Raw genomic sequence first — 24,912 nt, forward strand, 5'->3', positions numbered from 1 at the left:
ATGAAAATCAAACGAGATAAACGTGTAGAGCTGCTGGCCCCGGCCGGTTCGTTCCAGTCCGTGGTCGCGGCGGTCAATGCCGGCGCCGACGCGGTATACATGGGCGGCCGTCGCTTCGGTGCCCGCGCCTACGCAGATTCAGCACAGGCCGAGGGGGAAGATATGGTGATGGAGGCGATCCGTTACTGTCATCTCTTCTCGGTAAAACTATATATGACGGTAAATATACTCTTTAAGGACGACGAACTTAAGGAGCTTTTTTCGTACATAAAACCCTACTACGAGGAGGGCGTCGACGGCCTCATCATACAGGATCTCGGCGCCGTACGCGTGATCAGGTCAATGTTTCCGGACCTCGAGGTACATGCCAGCACGCAGCAGACCATCACCAGCGTGGCCGGTGCCCGGATGGCGCAGCGCTTCGGCATGACCCGGGCGGTGCTCTCCCGGGAGCTCAGTCTCCAGGAGATCCGGAAGATTCATGACGAAAGCGGCATGGAGCTCGAGGTTTTCTGCCACGGCGCGATGTGCTATAGCTACTCCGGTGCCTGCTTCATGTCCTCGCTCCTCGGCGGCCGTTCCGGCAACCGCGGACGCTGCGCCGGCACCTGCCGTCTCTGCTATGAGACTGCAGGGCAGAAGGGCTACTACCTCAGCATGAAGGATATGCAGACGATCGAGCTGCTGCCGGAGCTGATCGAAGCCGGTGCCTACAGCTTTAAGATCGAGGGCCGTATGAAGTCCCCGCTGTACACCGCGGGGGTCGTCAGCGTCTACCGCAAGTACCTCGACCTCGCGCTCGACTGCATTGACCGAAAACAGGGGGCAGCGAAGCACGGCAGTATGTCGGGCTACCGCGTGGCCGAGGAGGACCTCCGGACGCTGCGCGAGATCTTCGACCGCGGCGGCACCAGCAGCTATCTGAAGAAGCATAACGGCGCGGACATGATCGCGCTGTCGGAGAAGAAGTTCCGTGCGGTGGATCAGACGGTGACGGACCGCATCCAGGCCGCGTACATCGACCGCAACCGGACGATCACGGTGGACGCCGTGATGGACATGACGGTGGGCGCGCCGGCGGTGCTGACCCTCAGCGACGCAGCCGGTCGCATGGTGACCGCGGTGTCGGAGGACCTCGTGCTCCCAGCCGAGCAGCGGCCGGTGCAGGCGACGGAGGTCGAGGCGCGGCTCCGGAAAACCGGTGGCACCGCATTTACATTAGGAAACGTACAGGTATCGGTTCATGGCGATGCGTTCTATCCGGTCGGAAAGCTGAATGAGCTTCGCCGGACCGCACTCGAGATGTATGAAGAGGAGATTTTAAGTGGCTCGCAGAGAATATACGCAGCACAATCAGATAGATAAGCGGAAGCATGCTTCGGCGTCCGCGGGTCGAAGAGAAAAGCCGACCGAAACCGGACGAAGAAACGACCATGCGAGGACAGAGCGCAGTGCAGCTCCGAAGCGCGGTGGGGACAGTGCGCCTGGTGAGAACCGTCGCGCGGGTGAACGGGCGCAGATAAAGCACACGTCGGTGGCATGGACGGCGGCCGGAGTCGCGGCGCGTGACTGGGCGCTGCCGGTGGCGGTGACGGTCGAGACGGAGGCGCAGCTCGCGGAGGTGCTGAAGCACAACGCAGTCGCGCTCGTGTACCTCGACGAAGCCTGCTTCACGGATTTCGCCGCACTGATCCGGCGGGTGCATGCCGCCGGAAAGCAGGCGGGGCTTCGCCTACGCCGCATCGAGCGCGACTTCGACGCGAACGGGCGAAAGGCGGAAAACAGCGCCGAGCTTCTGAGCGGACTCTGGAAAGCGGAGCGTCTCCCAGATGCTCTTCTGGTGCGGAACCTCGATGAGGCGATGCTGCTCGAGGATTTCTTCGGGGCGCATCCGGAGCTCGGGGCACGCATCCGCCGGAACTTCGACTATACGGTATACGGCTACAATCAGGAAGCGATCCAGGCGCTGGTATCACTCGGTGCCGACGGACTCACCTATCCGATCGAGCTCACGTACTACGAGTGCCGGAAGCTTCGGGAGAAACTTCGGAGCAGTGTCCATGGTGCCGACGGCACCCGCGGCACGAATGCGGATGCCGTCGAAGGAGAGAGCACTCCGGTGCCGGCAGCTGCGCGGGCGGGTGCTGACGCAGAAGCCGACAGCATTGGCCTCGGCGAGCTGCCGTTCGAGCTGATGATCTACGGGCATCTGCCGATGATGGTGAGTGCGAACTGTATACAGCGGACGAGTGCGCGCTGTGATCACGGCAACCGGATCCTGGAGCTGCGCGACCGCATGGGCAAGGATATGCCGGTGCGCTGCTACTGTACGTACTGCTACAATCAGATCTTCAACGCCGAGCCGCTCGTGCTCTACGATCTGCCGGATGAGGTGCGCGCGCTGCAGCCGCAGTGCCTGCGCTACGATTTCTCGGTGGAGCCGGCAGCGGTGGTGCGGCAGGTGCTCGAGGGCGCGGTGCCGCGCAGCATGACGCGCGGGCATTTCCGTCACGGGATCGAGTGAAGGATGAATCATGATTAATCTTTTTATCACGGCGTCGAAGTACATTCAGCTGCTGCTGATCGTGCTTTACACCTATTGCAATTTCCGATATCTGTCCATCACGGACCAGGAGGACGCGGACCCGCTCTGCGACTGGCAGCTCCGTATCATCCTGCTGGTTCATTTTCTGATGAACTGTATCATCTATCTGAAGACGGCGGACATGAGCGCGGTGTGGTTCTACCTCCTGCAGCTCGCGTTTTTCCTGCTGTACACCTTCGGGGCGCAGCGGCTCTACCGGAACATCAACCGGCTGCTGCTGAACAACACGGTGTTTTTCCTGACCTACGGACTCATCATGCTGGAACGCCTCGATGCGTCGAAGGCGATGAAGCAGTTCGTGATCATCGTCGGGGCGGCGGCACTCACGCTTGTCATCCCGTACCTCATCGATAAAATCTGGGACCTCGTGCGCTGGCGCTCTGCCTTTGCCGCCTTCGGCATCCTGCTGCAGGGCGTCGTGCTGATCATCGGCGCGACGAGCTACGGTGCGAAGATGTCGATTTCGATCGGCGGCTTCACCTTTCAGGCGTCGGAGATCGTGAAGATCACCTTCGTGCTGGCGATGGCCGGCATGCTGAGCCGCGCGACGGAATTCAGAGACATCGTCCTAAGCTCGCTGGTGGCGGCTGCGCATGTGCTGGTGCTTGTCGCCTGCAAGGACCTCGGCTCCGCGCTGATTTTCTGCCTCGCGTACCTCGTGATGCTCTTTATCGCGACGAACCGCAGCCTCTACCTCGTGCTCGGCACGGCGGCGATGGGCGGCGCGTCGGTGTTCAGCTACGCTGCCTTTTCACACGTGCGGAAGCGTGTGTTCGCGTGGATCAATCCGTGGGCGGACATCGACGACAGGGGCTACCAGATCACGCAGTCGCTCTTCGCGATCGGCACCGGCGGCTTCGCGGGCCTCGGTCTCTACCAGGGTATGCCGAACCGCATCCCGATCGTCGAAAAGGACTTCATCATCTCGGCGATTTCCGAGGAGATGGGCGCGATCACCGCGATCTGCATCATCCTCGTGTGCCTCGGCTGCTTCATGCAGATGATGGTCATCGCCACCTATATGGAGGACAGCTTCTACAAGCTCGTGGCGGTCGGCCTCGCGATCGAGTACATCGTGCAGTCCTTCCTCACGATCGGCGGCGCGATCAAGTTCATCCCGTCGACCGGTGTGACACTGCCGTTCATCAGCTACGGCGGCTCGTCGCTCGTCTCGGCCTTCATCGTCTTTGCGATCATCCAGGCGCTCTACATCATCCAGGGCAACGAGGATGAGGCGGACGAGCTCGAGGAGCTGGAGGAGTACGAGGAGACGCCGGACGACGAGGACGAGGCGCTGGAGGAGGACAATGCTGAGAACGACGCCTACGCGTCGGAGCAGGTTTCTGCGGAAGATTTAGACCTGTAGGAGAGGACGACAATGTCAGAAAAGAAATCCCGTTCCGGGAAGCAGAAATCAAATCGAAATATCGTGGGCTTCATCTACTTCTTCGCGCTGCTCTTCTTCGCGATGATCGGCTACATGATCTACTTCATCGGCTGGCAGGCGGAGGACCTCATGGGAAACGCGTACAACCCGCGCATGGAGGTTTTCAACGACCGCTTCGTGCGAGGCGCGATTCTGTCCGCGGACGGGCAGGTGCTTGCGCAGACGGCGGTGACGGATACCCGTGTGAATCAGGATGGCTCCGTGAATCCGGAGGGCACGTATACGGAGACGCGGCAGTACCCGTTCGGCGGCGTGTTCGCGCAGGCGGTCGGCTACTCGACGAAGGGAAAGACCGGCCTCGAGGCGCTCGCGAACTTCTACCTGATGCAGTCCAATGCGAACCCCGTGACGCAGGTGGTCAATGAGATCATGGAGACGAAGAGCCTCGGGGATAATGTGGTGACGACCCTCGACGCCGGCCTGCAGAAGGTGGCGTATGACGCGCTCGGAGACCAGAAGGGCGCGGTGATCGCCGTGAATCCGACGACGGGCGAGGTCCTCGCGATGGCCTCGAAGCCGAGCTTCGACCCGAACACCATCGTCGAGGATTGGGACGACATCGTGAATAATCAGTCGGCGGCGGCACCGCTGCTGAACCGCTGTACGCAGGGGCTCTATGCACCGGGCTCGACCTTTAAGATCGTGATGGCGCTCGAGTATATGCGGGAGCATCCGAACGACTGGCAGGATTTCCACTTCGACTGCGACGGCGAGTACCAGGATCCGGCGGACGAGCGCTACGTCGTGCACTGCTATGGCGGCGAGACCCACGGAAGCGAGGATCTGTCGTCGGCCTTTGCGAACTCCTGTAACGCGGCCTTTTCGAAGATCGGTACGCTGACGGATCCGAAGAAGCTGCTGGAGACCGGCGATGCGCTGCTCTTTAATCAGGATCTGCCGATCAGCATCACGTCGAGTAAGAGCCGGCTGAAGCTCGCCGCCGATGCCGACCCATGGACGCTGATGCAGACCGCGATCGGCCAGGGCGACACGATGATGAGCCCGCTGCATGAGGTCATCCTCAGTGCGGCGATCGCGAACGGCGGCGTGCTCGTCGAGCCGACGCTGCTCCGGCAGGTGCAGTCCGCGGACGGCAAGGTCGTGAAGACCTTCGGCGAGGGAGCGAAGCGTACGCTGATGAGCGTGGAGGAGGCGTCGACGCTCGGTGGCTTCATGCGCCGCGTCGTCACCGAGGGTACCGCGTCGGTGCTTCGGAAGGCGGACTACGAGGCGGCCGGCAAGACCGGCTCCGCCGAGGTCGTGAAGAACGGAGAGAAGAGTACCACCGCCTGGTTCACCGGCTTCGCGCCGTACGAGCACCCGGAAATCGCCATCTGCGTCGTCGTCGAGGACGGCGAAACCGGCGGCCGCACCGCGGCCCCGATCGCCCGGAAGGTGCTGGACTACTGGCTCGAAGAGCGAGGATGAGATGATGAAAGCTGTGCCTGTGGCACAGCTTTCGTGCATTTCGGTCCTTTTCTCCGTCCGCCCGAGGGCGTATAATGTGAAAATAAAACGGCGTAGGGCGATAACATCCGGAAAAAGATCTGTGGATCGATCGTCAGACTGTTACGCGCAGCATCAGCGCGCCGAAACCATCCAGGGGAGTATTTATGAAACGTTTACTGACTTATATCCGGGACTACCGGGTCCGCGCCGTCCTGGCGCCGCTGTTCAAGTGCCTCGAGGCGTGCTTCGACCTCTTCGTGCCGCTCGTCATCTCGAGAATGATCGACCGCGGCATCCGAAGCGGAAACCTCGGCTATGTCTTTCGCATGGGCGGCCTGTTGCTCGCGCTCGCCGCGATCGGCCTCCTGTGCTCCTTTACCGCTCAGTTCTTCGCCGCGAAGGTCGCGATCCATACCGGAAAGGGCCTGCGCAACGACCTCTTCCGGCACATAAATTCGCTTGGTTACCGTGAAATCGATACGCTCGGTACCAGCACCCTGATCACGCGCATGACCTCCGACATCAATGCCGTCGAGAGCGGTGTCAACATGGCGCTTCGTCTTTTCATGCGCTCGCCGTTCATCGTCTTCGGTGCCATGGTCATGGCCTTCACGATCAGTGCCCGCGCCGGTCTCATTTTCACAGTGACCATCGTGATCCTCTTCATCGTCGTCTTCGGCATCATCCTGACAACCGCGCCGATGTACCGCGCGAACCAGGGCCAGCTCGACCGTATCATGAAGACGACCCGCGAGAATCTTCTCGGCGTCCGCGTGGTCCGTGCCTTCAACCGCCAGGCCTCGGAGATCGATGAGTTTCGTCGCGAGAACGAGCGCCTCACCCAAATGCAGGTCAGTGTCGGTCGTATCTCCGCGCTGCTGAATCCGGTGACCTACGTCATCATCAACCTCGCCGTCGTCTACCTCATCTATCGCGGCGGCGGCTTCGTCTATGAGGGCGCGATCACCCAGGGCGGCCTCGTCGCGCTCGTGAACTACATGTCGCAGATCCTCGTCGAGCTCATCAAGCTCGCGAATCTCATCATCCAGATCACCCGCGCCAGGGCCAGCATGAACCGCATCGACGGCATCTTCGCGCTGCAGCCGGCGGTCTCGGATGCCAATGTCTCCGCCCGTGACGCAGTCACTGCGTCGTCAGCTGCGACCGACACTGCATCTGCCGCCAATGCTTCCGCCCACAGCGCAGTCACTGCGTCGTCAGCTGCGACCGACGCTGCTTCTGCCCACGACGCAGTCACTGCACCGTCAGCTGCGACCAGCCTTTCTTCTTCGGCTTCCGCCGCAGCGACCGTGTCGCAGCGTAGTGATGACCAGCGAAGCAGGGTGCCGGCGGTCGAGTTTCGGCAGGCGGCATTTGCCTACACCGAGGGGGCCGAGGATGCGCTCCGCGACATCAGCTTTCGCGCGATGCCGGGCCAGACGATCGGCGTGATCGGCGGTACCGGCGCCGGCAAGACGACGCTCATCAACCTGATCCCGCGCTTCTACGATGCGACAGCGGGCGAGGTGCTCGTCTCGGGACAGAATGTCCGGGACTATGCGCTCGAGACGCTGCGTGCGAAGATCGGTCTCGTGCCGCAGCGCTCCGTACTGTTCCGCGGGACGCTCCGCTCGAACATGCAGTGGGGGAAGCCGGATGCGACGGATGATGAGATCTACGCCGCGCTGAAGACCGCGCAGGCCTACAATTTCGTGGAGCAGAAGGGCGAGGGCCTCGAGCTCGAGGTCGAGCAGGAGGGCCGGAACTTCTCCGGTGGACAGAAGCAGCGACTCGCGATCGCGCGTGCGCTCGTGCGTCGCCCGGAGATCCTGATCCTCGACGACTCTGCGTCCGCGCTCGATTTTGCGACGGATGCCGCACTTCGGAAGGCGATCAAGAGCGACACCGAGAACATGACCGTGTTCCTCATCTCGCAGCGTGTCTCGACCGTTCGAAATTCTGATCAGATCATCGTCCTCGACGACGGTCAGGTGGCCGGCATCGGCACCCACGCCGAGCTCTACCGGAGCTGCCCGGTCTACCACGAGATCTGCCTGTCACAGCTGAGTCAGGCCGAAGCCGAGCGCAGTGACGATGTGGAGAAAACGGCATTGGCCGAAGCACAGAACGAAGGAAAGGAGGTGCAGTGATGGCGAAGGGAAAACCGAGAAAGATGACCGCGGATGACGCGAAGACCATCCGGCGTATCCTGCATTATATCCAGAACTATCGCGGTCACGTGATCCTCAGCATCCTGCTCGCGGCGGTGACCGTGGTGCTGACGCTCTACATCCCGATCCTGACCGGACAGGCGGTCGACACGATCGTAGGTCCTGGGGCGGTCGACTGGACGACACTCCTGCAGATCCTCGAGCGCATGGGCTTCATGATCCTCGTGACGGCGTTTGCGCAGTGGGTCATGAACCACATCAACAACGTCGTGACCTTCCGCGTGGTGCAGGACATCCGTACGAAGGCCTTCAACCACATCGAGGAGCTGCCGGTCAGCTACCTCGACGCGCACCCGGCGGGCGACCTCACGAGCCGCGTGATCACGGACATCGATCAGTTCTCGCAGGGCCTGCTGATGGGCTTCACGCAGCTGTTTACGGGCGTGCTGACCATCCTCGGCACCCTCGTGTTCATGCTTTCAATCGAGCCGCTCATCACGCTGCTCGTCATCCTGCTGACCCCGCTCAGCTTCGTGGTGGCGGGCCAGATCGCGAAGCACACCTATACTTTCTTCCAGCATCAGTCGGAGAGCCGCGGCGAGATCACGGCCTTCACGGAAGAGATGATCGGAAATCTGAAGGTCGTGAAGGCCTTCGGGCATGAGGATGAGGCACAGGCGGAGTTTGAGAAGATCAATGAAACCCTGTCCGACTACAGCTTCAAGGCGACCTTCGTGTCGTCGCTCGTGAATCCGGCGACCCGCTGCGTGAACTCGATCGTCTATGCGGCGGTCGGCGTGAGTGGTGCGGTGATGGCGATACGGGCCTTCATCTCGGTCGGACAGCTCGTGTCGTTCCTGAGCTACGCGAACCAGTACACGAAGCCGTTCAATGAAATCTCCGGTGTCGTGACGGAGCTCCAGAACGCCATCGCGTCCGCGAGTCGTGTCTTCGAGGTCATCGACGAGCCGGCGATGGAACCGGACTCGGCGGACGCCGTGGTACTGGGTGGTGCGTCAGCCGGCGCTGCGCATGAAACGAGCGCTTCGGCTGCATCTGACGGAGAAATGACCGCGGCGCAGGCCAGCACTTCAGCTGCAGCTGCACAGCTGCACGCGGTCGCAAACGCCGCGGGTGGTGATGATCTGAGCGGCGGAGACATTGGCGGCGTACGCGGTGCGGTCGACATCGAGCATCTGTGGTTCTCGTACGACAAGACGAAGAAGCTGCTCACGGACATCAACGTGCACGTGAAGCCGGGCGAGACCGTGGCGATCGTCGGACCGACGGGCTGCGGCAAGTCGACGCTCATCAACCTCCTGATGCGTTTCTATGAGGCGGACCAGGGCGCGATCCTCGTGGACGGACTCGATCACCGGAAGGTGACGCGGGAGAGTCTGCGCGCGAACTTCGGTATGGTGCTGCAGGAGACCTGGCTGAAATCGGCGTCGATCCGCGACAACATCGCGTACGGCAAGCCGGAGGCGACCATGGAGGAGATCGAGGAGGCCGCGAGCCGGGCGCACTGTGACAAGTTCATCCGCCGCATGCCGCAGGGCTACGATACCGTGCTCGGCGAGGACGGCGGCGCACTGAGCCAGGGCCAGAAGCAGCTGCTCTGTATCGCGCGTCTGATGCTGCGCCTGCCGCCGATGCTCATCCTCGATGAGGCGACCTCGTCCATCGATACGCGCACCGAGCTTCACATCCAGCATGCCTTCGACCGCATGATGGAGGGCCGCACCTCGTTCATCGTGGCGCACCGCCTCTCGACGATTCGAAACGCCGACCTCATCCTCGTGATGCGCGACGGTAATATCGTCGAGCAGGGAACGCACGACGCGCTCCTCGCACGTGGTGGCTTCTACGCGAGCCTGTATAACGCACAGTTCGCCGCGAGCTGAGAAGAGCCACGCGATACCTGCGTAATGAAATACCGGGTAGATATATCAACATGAAACTTAAAAAGGAGTGCCTTCCGATGGGAGACACTCCTTTTTGAAATTGAACATGTGAAGTGAAAATGTGATAGTATAAGGAAATATGATTCAGAGCTAAAGGAGTTCCATATTTCATGAATACATTCCGTCATCCAGAACATACATCGGCACCCGTGCAGGATATCGATCTGCAGCAGAAATCTGCTGATACAGCCGTCGAAAGCTTCGCACCGATCCGGGAGGCGATGCGCGACCCGGTCGGCTACATTGGCACACACCGCTATGCGCTGTGGCTCCTGTACCTGCCGGCGTACCTCCTGTACTTCGGCATGCTGCAAATGCGGGCGGTGCCGGCGGAGGCGGTGCACATCATCGAGACGCCGCTCGACCGGATGATCCCGACGATTCCTGCGTTTTTCGTGCCGTACGCGATCTGGTGGCTGCTGTTTCCGGGCGCGCTCGTGTTTTTCCTGTTCTACGGAACGCGCCGCGATTTTCTGAAGCTCTGCTTCATCCTCTTCGGCGGCTACACGATCTGCATGGTCGTGTACACGGTCTGGCCGAATGGACTCGCGCTGCGGGAGTCGCTGACGGGCAGCGATCTTTTCTCGCTCGGCGTGCAGTGGCTGCGCTCGATCGACCCGCCGCGGAACGTCTGCCCGAGCATGCATGTGTCGAGTACCATCGCCATCGACATCGTCGTGCGGCAGTGCAGCTATATCCGTCCGCGCATGAAGAATCTCGAGACGATCATCGCGGCGCTGATCTGCATCGCGACGCTCTTCATCCGCCAGCACTCGATCATCGACGTCATTCTCGGCTTCGCCATGAGCTGGGCGCTGTATTTCGTCTGGAAATTATTTCCGAATCGTTTGAAAAAATGAAATTCAGATGATAAAATAAAGGTAGATCAATCGAGATGACTCGATCGAAATCATCCAGGAGGGCAGACTATGAAGATTAATTACGTTACGATTTCGAGAGAATATGGTTCCGGTGGACGTGAGGTCGGCCGCAAGCTTGCGGATAAGCTGGGCATCCCACTGTATGATAAGGAAATCATCGAGCAGACCGCGTTTAAGACGGGCTTCGCAGAGGATTATGTGAAGAAACAGGGCGAGTATGCAAGCGCCCGCAACTGGATCGAGTATTCCTTCTCGGCGCGAAACAGCTACGGTATGAGTCCGGAGGATTATCTCTGGGCGAAGCAGCGAGAGGTCATCCTCGATCTCGTCGCGAAGGGACCGTGCGTGATCGTCGGACGCTGTGCGGACTACATCCTGCGTGATCGTACGGATGTGCTCAATGTCTTCATCCATGCGGATCTCGAGAAGCGGAAGTACAGAATCACCGAGATCTATAAGGAGCCGGAGAACACCGACAAGATGCTGAAGGACATGGATAAGAAGCGTAAGTTCAACTATCGCTACTACACCGAGCAGGAGTGGGGCAAGTGCCAGAACTACGACCTGACCCTCGACAGTGGCTCCCTCGGTATCGATCACTGTGTCGACATCATCTACCACATCTGCCAGGACGACGAGGTGGAGAAAACACCGAAGCCGGCAGAGGAGTGAAGCCCTCCGGGAGCGTTACATGAACTATCGCCGCTATAACAAAAAATAATGTAAACAGGCAGGTAAACCCGTAAATTCGCTTGTATTCTCTGGCATTTTCTGTATATTAGATTTATATAATTATACCTTGTTAAACATGAAGAGGCGCTTTCGTACCGGAGGGGGATCGGGTAGGAAAGAGGCCTCTTGAGTGTAGTTATTTTTATGATGGCTGAGAGGTACGAATTTGGCAGCATAGGGACGAAATGGGTCTGCCTGTTCCGAAATATTTATTTTTTTAATAGGGGGATAAATCATGACGATTGAAGAGTGTTATCAGGCGATAGGGGCGGATTACGAGGATGTATCACACCGCATCCCGAATCCGGCGTTGGTTAAGAAGTTCGCGCTGAAGTTTCTGGACGACAAGAGCATGGAGCAGCTGACCGCAGCACTGAAGGATGGCGCAGTTGAGGATGCATTCCGCGAAGCGCATACGCTGAAGGGCCTCTGCCTGACACTCGGCTTCACACGGCTCGCGAAGCCGTCGATCGAGCTCACGGAGCTCCTGCGCGGCCGTCGCATGGATGGCTACGAACCGCTGTACGAGCAGGTGGTCGCAGAGTACGAGAAGACCGTCGCAGCGCTGCGCCAGGTCGACTAAGGAGATTTCATGGAACGTCAGACAATACTCATTGTAGACGATGCGGAGATGAATCGCATGATGCTGAGCGACATGCTAGGTGATCAGTACGATTACGTCGAGGCTGCGGATGGGCGCGAGGCACTTCGGATCCTGGAGAAAAACGTGTCCATCGATCTGATTCTGCTCGACATCAACATGCCGGAGATGAACGGCTTCGAGGTGCTCGAGGAGATGAACCGCTACCACTGGATCGAGGAGGTTCCGGTCATCATGATCACCGCGGAGGAGTCCGTGGAGTCGATGGAGCACGCCTATTCGCTCGGCGTCACCGACTACATCCCGCGGCCGTTCAATGTCTACATCGTGCGTCGGCGCGTGGAGAATACGCTGAATCTGTACGTGAATCAGAAGCGCCTCATGCGTCTCGTGTCGGACCAGATCGCAGAAAAAGAGGAGAATAACACCCTGATGGTGAGTATCCTCAGTAACGTCGTCGAGATCCGAAACCACGAGAGCGGCGACCATATCCGGAACATCCGTCGCATCACGGAGCTCCTGCTGCATCAGCTCGTGCAGAAGACGAAGGCCTATCATCTCAGTGAGGAGGACATCGCGCTGATCATGACCGCGTCGTCCCTCCACGACATCGGAAAAATCACGATTCCGGAGGAAATCCTGAACAAACCGGGGAAGCTCACGAAGGAAGAGTTTGAGATTATGAAGACACACTCCACCGCGGGTGCACAGATCCTGGAGCAGATGAAGTACGGCCAGGATAAGCCGCTGTACCGCTATGCGCTGGAGATCTGCCGCTGGCACCACGAGCGCTGGGACGGGCATGGCTACCCGGATGGTCTGATGGGAGAGGAGATCCCGATCTCCGCCCAGATCGTAGCGATCGCGGATGTATACGATGCGCTCACGAGCGAGCGCTGCTATAAGAAGGCGTACGACCACACGACTGCGATCAACATGATCCTGAACGGTGAGTGTGGTGCCTTCAACCCGCTGCTGCTGGAGTGCCTGACGGAGACCGCCCCGCAGCTTCGTATCGTGACGGGAGTGAACGGAGATGCGATGCCATACCGCTTCGAGCTGAACCGTCTGTCAGAGGAAATCCTCGCGCATGCGGACCTCCCGAAGAACGACCGTGTACAGAACCTCCTCGCGACCATGCAGGAGCGGATCGACTTCTTCGCATCCACCAGCGGTGGTATCCAGTTCGAGTACGATGCGGTGTCACGCCTTGCGGATGTGACGAACTGGAACGAGCCGCCACAGTACCGTCACATCGTGAAGAACGTCACGCGTGTGAACGATTTCCGCTATCTCAGTCAGCATGACTTCAAGCGTCTGCGGGATGCGATGGATGCGACGACGAAGGAGAATCCGGAGTTCGCCCTCAGCATCCTCTTCCCGGTCGGCAACGAGTACCACTGGTGCGATCTCCGGGTGCGTACACTCTGGTCGGATTTCCGACCGGATCACTACATCGCGGCGGTCGGCCAGCTGCTGGACCCGCAGATGAAGGAAGAGAAGGAATTTCCGTCCCAGGGCGGTCCGCTGGATTCGACCTCACCGGTCGTCCTTCAGAATATCCGCTGCCTGCAGTCCGTCTTTGACACCGTGCGTCTCATCGATCCGACGACCTATGAAGTGCTCGATCTCGACGAGGCGGGCGTGCTCCGGCACTCGAAGCAGCACTGCGCCGCCTTCTGGAACAACGAGGGCGTCTGTGCGAACTGTATCTCGGCGCGGGCCTATGCGCAGAAATCGACGCTCAACAAGCTGGAGTTCACGAGCACCGATATGTACTTCGTGGTGTCGAAGTACCTGAACCTGAACGGTACGCCGTGCGTGCTCGAGCTCCTAAGCCGCCTCGACGAGGGCCGCTGGATCGACGCGAACGGCACACGTCTGCTCCTCGATCGGAATCACGACGGGAACATGGACCTCTTCCTGGATCCGGTGACGGACACCTACTCGCGCCGCTACTATGAGACCTACCGCGCGCACCTCGAGGGCATGGAATCCATCGCCATCATCGACGCGAACCGCTTCAAGCAGGTCAATGACTCCTTCGGGCACCCTGCGGGAGATGCTGTGCTGCGGGAGATCGCGCGCGCCATCAAGGACTGCATACGAAAGACCGACATCCTGATCCGCTACGGCGGGGATGAGTTCCTGCTCCTCTTCCCGAAGATGAGCGAGGAGATCCTCGAGCGGAAGATGCAGGAGATTTCGGCGGCGGTCGAGAACATCCGTATCGCGGATTATCCGGAGCTTCGCCTCTCGATCTCGATCGGTGGTGTGACGGGCGTACACCCGATCACCGAGGCGATCCGCCAGGCGGACCTCCGCATGTATGCGCAGAAGCAGGCGTATAATCACGAGCATCAGCTCGATAATTAAATGTAATCACAGGAAAAACCGGGCACTGCGCTCCGGTTTTTCCGCCGTAAGGGGGTCCCGTCATGGGGTCTGACCCCATTAAATTTTTCTAAACAAAATCTAAAGTTTCAGTTTATGGGGTCAGACCCCCTTACGAAATTCTTAAGATGGGAGCGCCGGTGGCGTAAGGCCGCGCCTGAATCTGAACTTTTTGTGAAGTCGTTGAATTGTTGCACGCAATGTTTTAATATAGTAAAGTTTCGCGAAAAGCAGATGTTTTCAGCGTATACTATATATGGAAGAGAGGCGTCCGGGATGAAACCGGCGTCTTCAGGCGCTCGCTGCATTCCATGCACCAGCGCCTCGTGATTCCTGCGCCGGGGGTATAGGGTCGGTTGCGGGAATCATACGCAGAACCCCGGACTCCCTGAATGTTGATCAGGTACAGAGCCGACGGGGAATCATACACTGCTTTTCGCCGCCTATCGTTTACATCTACAGGAGGAATTTATGGACGTTATCAAGACGCTCTCGAAATCCATCCGCGAGTTTAAGGGACCGAGCCTGCGCGCGCCGCTGTTCGTGCTGATCGAGTCACTGATCGAAACCGCCATTCCGTTTGTGACGGCGATGCTGATCAACCAGATCAAGGATGGCGCCGGCATGGGCACCATCGGGAAGTACGGTATCGTGCTGCTCGTGCTGGCAACCCTGTCACTTCTTTCCGGCGTCGCGGCCGGCAACAACTGCGCGACCGCATCCACCGGCTTCGCGCGCAACTTAAGAAAAGACCTCTTCTATAAGATTCAGGACTTTTCCTTCGAAAACATCGACCACTTCCAGACGAGCTCCCTCGTCACCCGTATGACCACGGATATCCAGAACCTGCAGCAGGCCTACATGATGCTGATCCGACTCGGCTTCCGTGCGCCGGCGATGCTGATTTTCTCCTTCGCCGCTGCCTTTCTCATGGGTGGACGCATGGCCTGGATCTTCGTCGCGGTCATCCCGATCCTCGGCGTCGGCCTCGCCGTCATCATCCGCACGGTTATGCCGATCTTCCGCCGCGTTTTCCGGAAGTATGACCGTCTGAACGACTCCGTGCAGGAAAACATCAACGGCATGCGCGTCGTGAAGTCCTTCGTTCGTGAGGATTTCGAGATGCAGAAGTTCGACCGCGCCGCGACCGACGTCCAGCGCGACTTCACGAAGGCTGAGCGCTTCCTCGCGCTGAACAACCCGCTGATGCAGTTCTGTATCTACACCGTCATGCTCTTCGTCCTGAGCTTCGGCTCCTACACGATCATCACGAGCCACGGTGCCGACCTCGACGTCGGACAGTTCTCCTCGCTCCTGACCTACAGCTTCCAGATCCTCATGTCCCTCATGATGCTCAGCATGATTTTCGTCATGGTGACCATGTCGGCCGAGTCTGCCGAGCGTATCGCTGAGGTCCTGAACGAGACGAGCACCCTCACGAATCCGGCCTCCCCGGTGACCGTGGTGAAGGATGGCTCCATCGATTTCGACCACGTGAGCTTCAAGTATCAGGCCAATGCTGAGAATTACGTCCTCTCGGACATCGATCTTCATATTAAATCAGGTGAAACCATCGGCATCATGGGCGGTACCGGCTCCTCGAAGTCCTCGCTCATCCAGCTGATTTCCCGTCTCTATGACGCAAGCGAGGGCGAGGTGCTGGTCGGCGGTGTCGACGTACGAAAGTACGACCTCAAGCTCCTGCGTGATCAGGTCGCTGTCGTGCTTCAGAAGAACGTCCTCTTCTCCGGCACCATCGCGGAGAACCTCCGCTGGGGCAACCCGCAGGCGAGTGACGAAGAGCTCGTCGCCGCATGTCAGCTCGCCCAGGCGGACGAGTTCGTCCAGACCTTCCCGAACAAGTACGACACCTTCATCACCCAGGGTGGTACCAACGTCTCTGGTGGTCAGAAACAGCGTCTCTGCATCGCCCGTGCGATCCTGAAGAAGCCGAAGGTGCTGATCCTCGACGACTCCACCTCCGCGGTCGACACGAAGACCGACGCCTTGATCCGTAAGGGCTTCCGCGATTTCATCCCGGAGACCACGAAGATCATCATCGCGCAGCGTGTGTCCTCCGTCCAGGACGCCGACCGCATCCTCATCATGGAGGGCGGCCGCATCGCGGACATCGGCACCCACGAGGAGCTCCTCAGCCGCAACGCGATGTACCAGGACATCTACTACAGCCAGAATAAAACCTCGGAAGAGGCCAATGCAGTCGACCCTGTACGTGTCGTGGCCACCCCGGAGGCGATGGCAGCAGAACTCGCGCAGCGCGACGGTGTGAAGCTGGAAGCATTGGCAGAAGCAGGCGGAAGTGCGCAGCTGCGTGACGATGTGAAGCCGGAAACATTGGCAAAAGAGGCGAAAGGAGGAGAGCAGCGATGAAGGGAAACAGAAATATGCGCGGCCCGGTCGATAAGACGGTGCTGAAGGACGGGACCCTCGGACGGCTGATCCGGATGATCTTTTCGTTTTATCCGGTCCTGCTGCCGTTTACGCTCGCGTGCATCCTCGTGAATGCGATCATCACGGCGATCCCGTCCCTGTTCCAGCAGCGCATCATCGCGCTGATCGAGCAGAACTGGCAGAGCGGTGACTGGGCCGGTGTGTCCGCCCGGATCCTGAGCCTCGTGCTGACGCTGGCGGTCCTCTATGTGCTGTCGCTCATCGCGGGCACCACCTACAACCAGTGCATGGCGGTGATCACGCAGGGCTCGCTTAAGAAAATCCGTACGAAGATGTTTGACGGTATGCAGAAGCTGCCGATTTCGTACTTCGACCACAACGAGCACGGCGACATCATGTCCTACTACACGAACGACGTCGATGCGCTGCGCCAGATGATTTCACAGTCGATCCCGCAACTCCTGAACTCGGGTATCATCCTCGTCACCGTTTTCTCGCTCATGCTGTACTACAGCATCTGGCTCACGATCCTCGTGGTCGGCGGCATTGTCGTCATGACGAAGGTCGTGAAGAAGGTCGGTGGCAGCTCCGGACGCTACTTCGTGAAGCAGCAGGCGGCGGTTGCACAGACCGAGGGCTTCATCGAGGAGATGATGAATGGTCAGAAGGTCGTGAAGGTCTTCAACCACGAGGATGCGGCGAAGCGCGACTTCGACCGGATTAACGACGAGCTTTTCGCGGTGTCGGAGAAGGCGAACCGCTACGCGAATACCCTGATGCCGATCCTCGGCAATATCGGAAACATGCTCTATGTCGTGCTGGCGTTCGCCGGCGGCGTGCTGCTCTTCCTGAAGGTGCCGAACCTGAGCCTGAGCGGTATGGCCCTCAGCATCAGCATCACCGTGCCGTTCCTCAACATGGAGCGGCAGTTCGCCGGCCAGATCGGCGGTATCTCGCAGCAGATCAATGCGATCGTCATGGGTCTCGCGGGTGCGCGTCGTATCTTCGCGCTGATGGATCAGCAGCCGGAGAAGGATGAGGGCACGGTGACGCTCGTGCGCTGTCAGGAGCGGAACGGGCAGATCGAGGAGTGCAGTGAGCGCACCGAGCAGTGGGCCTGGAAGAAGGTCGAGGCGGACGGCAGCGTGACGTATAAGCGCCTCGAGGGTGACGTCGTCCTGAAGAATGTGGATTTCTCCTACGACGGAGAGCACACGGTACTGCACGAGGTCAATGTCTACGCCCGTCCGGGTCAGAAGGTTGCGTTCGTCGGTGCCACCGGTGCCGGTAAGACGACCATCACGAACCTCATCAATCGTTTCTACGAGATTCAGAAGGGCACCATCACCTACGACGGCATCGATATCCAGGATATCGAGAAGGCGTCCCTTCGAAAGTCGCTCGGCATCATCCTGCAGGATACCGTGCTCTTCACGGGTACGGTCATGGAGAACATCCGCTACGGAAAGCTCGATGCTTCGGATGAGGAGTGTATGGCAGCTGCGAAGCTCGCCGGTGCGGACAGCTTCATTCGTCGACTGCCGAAGGGCTACGACACGATGCTGATCGCAAACGGCGCGAACCTCTCGCAGGGCCAGCGCCAGCTGCTCTCCATCGCGCGTGCCGCCGTCGCCGATCCGCCGGTTATGATCATGGATGAGGCCACCTCCTCCATCGATACCCACACCGAGGCCGTAGTGCAGAAGGGCATGGACGCCCTCATGGCCGGACGCACCGTCTTCGTCATCGCCCACCGCCTCAGCACCGTGCAGAACTCCGACGTCATCATGGTCCTCGACCATGGCCGCATCATCGAACGCGGCTCCCACGACGAGCTCATCGCCGCCCGCGGCAGCTACTACCAGCTGTACACCGGCGCCTTCGAGCTGGAGTGATCTTGATAAAGTTAAAAACAGAGGATGTCGCTCGCGCGACATCCTCTGTTTTTATTGTGCGGCGATTCCAGACTGCCGCCACTTTCGTCTTAAGAATTTCGTAAGGGGGTCTGACCCCATAAACTTCAGTTTAGATTTTGTTTAGAAAAATTTAATGGGGTCAGACCCCATAAACTTAGGTCAGCGGCGGATGTACGCGCCGCCTTCCTGGGCGACGACTTCGGAAGCAATCTGGTTTGCGAAGCGCATGGTGTCTTCCTCGGTCCAGCCGAGTGTGAGGCCGGTGAGGACCGCACCGCAGTGCGAGTCGCCAGCACCGATGGTATCGACGACGGTCGATGGCACGGATGGTGCGCTGTGCACGGAGCCATCCGCAGAGATCCAGAGGACGCCGTCGGCACCGCGTGTCACGATGACCATGTTTCCGGTCTTCGCGTGCAGCACCTGCGCCGCGGCGAGAACGCGATCCTCGCTACCGCTCATCCCGGCGAGGGCCTGCGCTTCCTGCTCGTTCAGGTGAAGGATCGGGTGCATCCCAAGGATGCGTTCCGTACGATCCGTGTCGACCTCGATGCCGCGCGGGCCCGGTGCATACACGACGGTGCCGGCGATGTCCGGATGCGCCTCGAGCCAGGCCACGAGCTCGCCACCGGTCGTTTCCTCGACCTCGAGTCCGCAGATGTAGGTATAGTCGAAGCGCTCGCCCGCGAAGGCGTCCATGTACTCCGCATGGAAGCTGTACTCGATCCCGTGGACGGAGAGGAAGGTGCGCTCGCCGCTTCGCTCCACGAGGCAGTAGCAGCAGCCATTTTCACTATCCGGGACGGTGATTGGCCCCCGGAAGCCCGCATTGTCGAGATGCGCGCGCACGAAGTCGCTGAACACGCCGTGGTCGCCGATCGGCGTCACGAAGCGAAGATCGACATCATAGGCCTTCGGTACCTGCGCCACGTTGAACGCGCAGCCGCCCATCGCGAAGCGCTGCACCGGATGCATGTCCTCGCCGGTTGTCGGCAGGTGGTCGAGTCGGAGAATCACATCCACACAGGTGGAGCCGATGATGAGAAGTCGTTTCATAATATTCCTCCATGATTTCAGGGTGGCATTTTCTGCCTGCGTTTACTATACTACTTCACATGAGGGAGTTCTTGCAATACAGAGTTTTATACCTGCCATGACATTAGCACGCGGGCTATACAGGATATACAGAACACACAAGGAGTAATCATGGAAATAGATAAGAACAGCATCTACCAGGAATTTGCGGCGGAGGCGTCGGCGATGCAGGCGCGTTCGGTGGCGCTGCGGCGTGATCTTCACCGGCATCCGGAGACGGGCTGGCTCGAGATGCGGACGACGGCGATCATCGTGCGGCGGCTCCGCGCGCTCGGCTATCAGGTGCTGACGGGGCGCGAGGTCTGTCTCGCATCCGCGCGGCTCGGGCTCCCGGACGCAGACATCATGGCGGCGCACGCAGAGGCGGTGCTGCAGCAGGGCGTGACGGAAGAGGAGCTGACGCCGGATCTCCGCGAGGGCTTCACTGGCGCGATCGCCATCCTCGACTGCGGCCCAGGCCCGGTGGTGGCGCTTCGCTTTGACATCGACGCGCTCGGCATGGTCGAGTGCCCGGAGCCGACGCATCGCCCGACCCGCGAGGGCTTCGCCAGTGTCAATGCAGGTATGATGCACGCCTGTGGCCATGACGCGCATGCGACGATCGGCCTCGGCGTGGCGGAGCTTCTCATGAAGCATCGCGACGCACTTCATGGCACGATCAAGCTGATTTTTCAGCCGGGCGAGGAGGGCGGCCGCGGCGCTGCGGCTATCGTGGCCCACGGACACCTCGACGACGTCGACTACCTGATCGGAAATCACATCGCGCCGACCGGCGCGCTTGACGACGGCGACGTCACGCCGGGCACCTACGGCTCTCTCGCAAACACGAAGTACGACGTCTATTATACCGGCACGGCAGCCCACGCAGGCGGCTTCCCGGAGCGCGGACAGAATGCGCTCCTCGCGGCAGCCCAGGCGAGCCTCGGACTCTACGCGATCCCGCGCCACTCCGCCGGCATTACCCGCGTGAACGTCGGGACGCTCCACGCAGGCACGGGGCGCAACGTCATCCCGGACCGTGCGAAGATGGAGATCGAGGTGCGCGGCGAGACGACCGAGATCAATGAATACATGATGCAGCAGGCGGAGCAGATCTGTCAGGGTGCCGCCACGATGCATGGCTGCCGCTGCGAGATGAAGATCGAAGGCCGCGGCGAGTCACAGAACAGCGACGAAGCGCTCTGGCAGCGCATCGCGACGCTCGTGCGGACGGAACTCCCGCAGTACCGCGTGAGCTCCACCCCGAACGCGCAGAACTGGGGCTCCGAAGACATCTCCCTGATGATGAACCGCGTCCAGAGCCACGGCGGCCAGGCGACCTACATGCGCACCATGACCGACATGGCGAGCGAGCAGCACACCGTCCGCTTCGATTTCGACGAGCAGGTGCTCGCGCGCGGCATCACCCTGTTCAGCGCGATCGTCTACGACCTCGCCGGTCGTGCGTGACGCCGAGGCATCTGCCTGCGGCCAATGCCTCGGCCGCTCATCCGATGGCGGGCCGAATCGAGTTCGACCGGCGGAAGTGCGATGAAAGATTTCCGGAATTCCGGGCATCCGTCACTGGTGAAAGAGATGAATGCGAAAAAGGAAAGGCTTCTTACGATATGAAAACACTGATTAAAAATGTGACCATCCTGACGATGGATGACGCCGACCGCGTGCTTCACGACGGCTGGCTCCTCATCGACGGCGAGAAGATCGCCGCGCTCGGTGAAGAAGAACAGAAGCAGACGGAGACCTCGCTCGACGATCGTACGGTAGCTTCAGCACAGACAAACGCCGCTGCCCAGCCGATCGAGAACCTGCAGCAGGCGGAAGCGGTGGCGGACGAGGTGATCGACGGGGCGGGCGGCATCCTGCTGCCGGGCTTCGTAAACACGCACTGCCATGTGTCGATGGTGCCGTTTCGTTCGATGGGCGACGACTGCCCGGACCGACTGCGCCGCTTCCTGTTCCCGCTGGAGCTCGAGGCGATGACACCGGAACTCGTCTACTGGGGCGCGCTCTACGGCATCGCGGAGATGTTCCTCTCAGGCACTACGACCTTCCTCGATATGTACTACTTCGAGGATCGCGTTGCGGAGGCCTGCGAGCAGGCCGGCATCCGCGGCTACCTCGGTGAGACCCTGATCGGACAGAAAACCTGCGACAGCCCGGACGAAGCGTATGGTGGCTTCGCCTATCAGAAGGACTTCTTCGCGGAGTATCACGGGGCGCGGCATCCACGCATCCACCCGATCATCGCGCCGCATGGCACGACGACCCTGTCACCGGAGAAGCTTCGCGAGGCGCATGAGCTTGCGGTGAAGTACGACACGATCTTCACCCTGCATGCCTCCGAGATGGACTACGAAATGGAGCATTTCCGCGCGATGGGCATGACCCCGACCGCCTTCCTCGATTCGATCGGCGCGTTGGACGAGCATACGCTCGCGGCGCACTGCATCCACATGACCGAAGAGGACCTGCAGCTTATGAAGCGCCGCGGCGCCGGCATCGCCCACTGCATCTGCAGCAACACGAAGGCCGGCAAGGGGGTGGCCCCGATGGAGCGGGCACGTCAGCTCGGCGTCGGCTTCGGCCTCGGCACGGACGGCCCGTCCTCCGGTAACACGCTGTCGATGTTTGACCAGATGCGGATGCTCCCGAATGCCCAGAAGACGGCGAACCATGATCGCTCGCTCTTCCCGGCCCGGACCATCGTCCGCGCGGCGACCCGCGGTGGTGCCGAAGTACTGCATGGCACGGACTACGGTTACCTCGCCCCGGGGATGGCCGCCGACCTCACGCTCGTTTCGACCGAGGCTGCCCATATGTTCCCGGTGTACAACCCGTTCTCAGCATTGGCCTACGCCGCGAACGCGGCCGACGTCGACACGGTGTTCGCAAACGGCCGGATGGTCGTTCGCCACGGAGAGCTCACGACGCTCGACCTCGCGGAGATCCGCGCACAGCTCGTGGAAAAAATGAAGCCGTTTATGGCCGCCGCGGAGAAGTACAGCGATATTATTTGATAATGTACAAAAATAGGTTTGAATCCGCGCGCTACCTATGTTATAAATAACGTTGTTTTAAAGTACTCCGTTTACTTATTTACAAATCTTTTGCTTCGAGTTTACGAACATCGCCTGATCGAGGGCTGGCGCGGCTGATCGAAGAGGGCTGATGCATCACCGAAGCGAAAGAGGAAACCCGCGGCCTTTGCGAGGAGGTCGTCGACTGGAGGGTAATCGTGCAACTTTTCAAGAAGAATATCTGGTTTTTCATGATCCTGCCGGGCGTGCTGTTCCTGGTGGTGTTCATGCTCATCCCGCTGTGTTCACTGCTGCTCACTACAGTATTTCCAGACCAGGGGGATTTCTCTATGTCCGCCTACGCGACGGTACTTCAGAGCACCTACTTCCAGCAGGTGTTCCTCCGCAGCCTGAAGCTGAGTATCCTGAGCACCATCCTGTGTGCGCTGCTCGGCTATCCGGCGGCTTACTACATCGCGAAATTCGCGAAGAACAAGGGCATGCTGATGGCTTTCGCCGTCTTCCCGATGTTCACGAGCCCGGTCATCCGCTCCTTCAGCTGGATGGTCATCCTCGGAAAGAAGGGCATCGTCAACCGGTTCCTGGTGGCGATCGGACTCTTCGCGAAGCCGCAGGGCCTTCTCTATAACGAATTTTCCATCACCATCGGTTTCATACAGCTCTTCCTCCCGCTCATGATCCTGTCGCTGATCGGCGTGATCGAGAGCATCCCGGAGGACCTGACGCTCGCCGCCGAAAGCCTCGGCTCCACGAAGCTCGGCAGCTTCCTGCGCGTCACCCTGCCGCTGAGCGTATCCGGTCTCGTCACTGGCTCCGTGCTCGTGTTCACCGGCTGCATCACCGCGTACACCACGCCGCAACTCCTCGGTGGCACCGACACCCGTGTGCTCTCGACCATGATCTATCAGTATGCGATGAGTCTCGGTGACTGGGTCAATGCTTCCGTCGTTGCGGTCGTCATGATCGTCGTCACGATGATCGTCTCCACGATCGTGAATGGTGTGAGCCGCAAGGTGAACCCGCTCGCCTGATGAAGAAAAAACTTCGGCACCGGCGAAGTCCGGGCGTCCGAGCCATCTGATGAAGGTCGCCTGCATTGGCATAAGAAAAGGTCGATGCAGCCACTCGTTTCCTGAAGGAGGAAATACCGTGTCATTACTTGAGCTAAGAAATATCACCGCAGGATATGGAAAGAACATCATTCTGAAGGACCTGAACCTGAAAGTCGAGAAGGGCGAGCTGGTCAGCCTCCTCGGCTCCAGCGGCTGTGGTAAAACCACGACGCTCCGCCTGATCGGCGGCTTCTCTGAGCCGATGCAGGGCGACATCCTTTTCAACGGAAAGGACTACACCCATGTGCCGCTGCATAAGCGGAACTTCGGTTTCGTGTTCCAGAGCTATGCGCTGTTCCCGCACATGAACATCTTCGAGAACGTCGCGTTCGGTCTGCGTCGCCGCAATCTGCCGGAGGCAGAGATCCAGGAGCGCGTGATGAAGATGCTCCACACGGTCGACCTCGACGGCTTCGAGAAGCGCCTTCCGAAGGAGATGTCCGGCGGACAGCGTCAGCGTGTAGCCCTCGCCCGTGCGATGGTTATCGAGCCGGATCTCATGCTCTTCGACGAGCCGCTCAGTAACCTCGACGCGAAGCTCCGTGTGCAGATGCGTGTTGAGATCCGTAAGCTGCAGCAGGAGCTCGGCTTCACCGCGATCTACGTCACCCATGACCAGGAGGAGTGCTTCGCGATCAGTGATAAGGTCGCGATCATGAACCACGGCGTGATCGAGCAGCTGGATCGCCCGGAGGAGATCTACACTCACCCGAAGACCGAGTTCATCGCGCACTTCGTCGGCTTCGAGAACTTCATCGATCTCAAGCACAGTGAGGGCACGCGCTGGACAGCGGCCGACGGCAGCGTTCTCGAGATCGCACATCCGAAGGAGGGCCGTGACACGACCCGCGCCTGCATCCGTCCGGATGACATCCTCGTTGCGGCCGCGGGAGAGGATGTCGCCAATGCTGTCTCCGGTAAGGTTGGTGTGCGTACCTATCTCGGCAAGCGCATGCAGTATAACGTGGAGACCGCCCTCGGCGAGCTCATCGTCAACACCTCGAACGACCGTCTCTTCGACGTGGGAGAGAACATCACGCTTTCCCTCGACGCGCATAAGATCGTTATGGTATAAATTCGTCGTTCGGCGCTACG

The 24,912-nt window shown here is 59.8% G+C and carries 17 protein-coding genes and 1 pseudogene; 17 read left to right on the top strand and 1 reads right to left on the bottom strand.

The features are described 5' to 3' along the window. The 13 genes and pseudogenes from ACK8P7_RS05550 to ACK8P7_RS05610 all read left to right on the top strand — a co-directional run. Positions 1-1,023, top strand: a pseudogene (locus tag ACK8P7_RS05550) (peptidase U32 family protein); the annotation flags it as partial. After that, positions 1,018-1,365, top strand: coding sequence for a DUF3656 domain-containing protein (locus tag ACK8P7_RS05555; protein WP_410043280.1), 348 nt, complete (start codon positions 1,018-1,020; stop codon positions 1,363-1,365). The pseudogene ACK8P7_RS05550 and the gene ACK8P7_RS05555, both read left to right, overlap by 6 nt. Beyond that, entirely contained in the window at positions 1,325-2,524 is a 1,200-nt protein-coding gene (locus ACK8P7_RS05560) for a hypothetical protein (protein ID WP_410043230.1), read from the top strand. Before ACK8P7_RS05555 ends, ACK8P7_RS05560 begins: the two co-directional genes overlap by 41 nt. 10 nt (positions 2,525-2,534) lie before the next feature. Then, a complete protein-coding gene (locus ACK8P7_RS05565; protein ID WP_410043231.1) occupies positions 2,535-3,971 on the top strand; it encodes an FtsW/RodA/SpoVE family cell cycle protein in 1,437 nt (478 codons plus the stop codon). A 12-nt stretch (positions 3,972-3,983) separates the two neighbouring features. Next, positions 3,984-5,480: a peptidoglycan D,D-transpeptidase FtsI family protein gene (locus ACK8P7_RS05570; RefSeq protein WP_410043232.1), complete on the top strand. Its 1,497-nt coding sequence runs from the start codon at positions 3,984-3,986 to the stop codon at positions 5,478-5,480. Positions 5,481-5,665: 185 nt separating this feature from the next. After that, a complete protein-coding gene (locus ACK8P7_RS05575) occupies positions 5,666-7,651 on the top strand; it encodes an ABC transporter ATP-binding protein (RefSeq protein ID WP_410043233.1) in 1,986 nt (661 codons plus the stop codon). Continuing rightward, positions 7,651-9,576 carry an ABC transporter ATP-binding protein gene (locus ACK8P7_RS05580; RefSeq protein ID WP_410043234.1) on the top strand — a complete coding sequence of 642 codons (1,926 nt, stop codon included), beginning with the start codon at positions 7,651-7,653 and terminating at the stop codon, positions 9,574-9,576. Before ACK8P7_RS05575 ends, ACK8P7_RS05580 begins: the two co-directional genes overlap by 1 nt. Before the next feature lie 170 nt (positions 9,577-9,746). After that, positions 9,747-10,496, top strand: a complete 750-nt coding sequence (locus ACK8P7_RS05585) for a phosphatidic acid phosphatase (protein ID WP_410043235.1) — start codon at positions 9,747-9,749, stop codon at positions 10,494-10,496. A 69-nt stretch (positions 10,497-10,565) separates the two neighbouring features. Continuing rightward, positions 10,566-11,189 (top strand): AAA family ATPase, encoded by a 624-nt coding sequence (locus ACK8P7_RS05590; protein ID WP_410043236.1) that lies wholly within the window; start codon positions 10,566-10,568, stop codon positions 11,187-11,189. A 295-nt stretch (positions 11,190-11,484) separates the two neighbouring features. Continuing rightward, entirely contained in the window at positions 11,485-11,832 is a 348-nt protein-coding gene (locus tag ACK8P7_RS05595) for an Hpt domain-containing protein (RefSeq protein ID WP_410043237.1), read from the top strand. Between the two features lie 9 nt (positions 11,833-11,841). Continuing rightward, on the top strand, positions 11,842-14,226 hold the full coding sequence (locus ACK8P7_RS05600) for an HD domain-containing phosphohydrolase (RefSeq protein ID WP_410043238.1): 2,385 nt from the start codon (positions 11,842-11,844) through the stop codon (positions 14,224-14,226). Positions 14,227-14,715: 489 nt separating this feature from the next. Next, positions 14,716-16,635: an ABC transporter ATP-binding protein gene (locus ACK8P7_RS05605; protein WP_410043239.1), complete on the top strand. Its 1,920-nt coding sequence runs from the start codon at positions 14,716-14,718 to the stop codon at positions 16,633-16,635. Continuing rightward, positions 16,632-18,551: an ABC transporter ATP-binding protein gene (locus ACK8P7_RS05610; RefSeq protein WP_410043240.1), complete on the top strand. Its 1,920-nt coding sequence runs from the start codon at positions 16,632-16,634 to the stop codon at positions 18,549-18,551. The genes ACK8P7_RS05605 and ACK8P7_RS05610 overlap by 4 nt, the downstream gene beginning before the upstream one ends. A gap of 180 nt (positions 18,552-18,731) precedes the next feature. On the opposite strand, the gene ACK8P7_RS05615 is transcribed toward ACK8P7_RS05610, so the two are convergent. Further along, entirely contained in the window at positions 18,732-19,628 is an 897-nt protein-coding gene (locus ACK8P7_RS05615; RefSeq protein ID WP_410043241.1) for a carbohydrate kinase family protein, read from the bottom strand. Between the two features lie 150 nt (positions 19,629-19,778). On the opposite strand from ACK8P7_RS05615, the gene ACK8P7_RS05620 reads away from it, so the two are divergent. From ACK8P7_RS05620 to ACK8P7_RS05635, 4 genes are all read left to right on the top strand, one after another. Continuing rightward, positions 19,779-21,116 carry an amidohydrolase gene (locus ACK8P7_RS05620; RefSeq protein WP_410043242.1) on the top strand — a complete coding sequence of 446 codons (1,338 nt, stop codon included), beginning with the start codon at positions 19,779-19,781 and terminating at the stop codon, positions 21,114-21,116. A 158-nt stretch (positions 21,117-21,274) separates the two neighbouring features. Next, positions 21,275-22,684: an amidohydrolase gene (locus ACK8P7_RS05625; protein ID WP_410043243.1), complete on the top strand. Its 1,410-nt coding sequence runs from the start codon at positions 21,275-21,277 to the stop codon at positions 22,682-22,684. Between the two features lie 218 nt (positions 22,685-22,902). Next, the gene (locus ACK8P7_RS05630; protein ID WP_410043244.1) at positions 22,903-23,736 is read left to right on the top strand and encodes an ABC transporter permease; all 834 of its coding nucleotides are present in this window, start codon (positions 22,903-22,905) and stop codon (positions 23,734-23,736) included. Between the two features lie 118 nt (positions 23,737-23,854). Continuing rightward, complete coding sequence (locus ACK8P7_RS05635) at positions 23,855-24,892, top strand: ABC transporter ATP-binding protein (protein WP_410043245.1); 1,038 nt, start codon at positions 23,855-23,857, stop codon at positions 24,890-24,892. Positions 24,893-24,912 lie beyond the last annotated feature (20 nt).

This window comes from Oribacterium sp. P9 (genome assembly GCF_046365365.1).
Lineage (GTDB): Bacteria > Bacillota > Clostridia > Lachnospirales > Lachnospiraceae > Oribacterium.

Excerpts from the sequence above, each read along its gene's own strand:
- ACK8P7_RS05585 (WP_410043235.1), top strand. The coding sequence starts at position 9,747 with ATGAATACATTCCGTCATCCAGAACATACATCGGCACCCGTGCAGGAT.
- ACK8P7_RS05580 (WP_410043234.1), top strand. The coding sequence starts at position 7,651 with ATGGCGAAGGGAAAACCGAGAAAGATGACCGCGGATGACGCGAAGACC.
- ACK8P7_RS05575 (WP_410043233.1), top strand. The coding sequence starts at position 5,666 with ATGAAACGTTTACTGACTTATATCCGGGACTACCGGGTCCGCGCCGTC.
- ACK8P7_RS05600 (WP_410043238.1), top strand. The coding sequence starts at position 11,842 with ATGGAACGTCAGACAATACTCATTGTAGACGATGCGGAGATGAATCGC.
- ACK8P7_RS05605 (WP_410043239.1), top strand. The coding sequence starts at position 14,716 with ATGGACGTTATCAAGACGCTCTCGAAATCCATCCGCGAGTTTAAGGGA.
- ACK8P7_RS05590 (WP_410043236.1), top strand. The coding sequence starts at position 10,566 with ATGAAGATTAATTACGTTACGATTTCGAGAGAATATGGTTCCGGTGGA.
- ACK8P7_RS05610 (WP_410043240.1), top strand. The coding sequence starts at position 16,632 with ATGAAGGGAAACAGAAATATGCGCGGCCCGGTCGATAAGACGGTGCTG.
- ACK8P7_RS05620 (WP_410043242.1), top strand. The coding sequence starts at position 19,779 with ATGGAAATAGATAAGAACAGCATCTACCAGGAATTTGCGGCGGAGGCG.
- ACK8P7_RS05570 (WP_410043232.1), top strand. The coding sequence starts at position 3,984 with ATGTCAGAAAAGAAATCCCGTTCCGGGAAGCAGAAATCAAATCGAAAT.
- ACK8P7_RS05565 (WP_410043231.1), top strand. The coding sequence starts at position 2,535 with ATGATTAATCTTTTTATCACGGCGTCGAAGTACATTCAGCTGCTGCTG.
- ACK8P7_RS05595 (WP_410043237.1), top strand. The coding sequence starts at position 11,485 with ATGACGATTGAAGAGTGTTATCAGGCGATAGGGGCGGATTACGAGGAT.
- ACK8P7_RS05625 (WP_410043243.1), top strand. The coding sequence starts at position 21,275 with ATGAAAACACTGATTAAAAATGTGACCATCCTGACGATGGATGACGCC.
- ACK8P7_RS05615 (WP_410043241.1), bottom strand. The coding sequence starts at position 19,628 with ATGAAACGACTTCTCATCATCGGCTCCACCTGTGTGGATGTGATTCTC.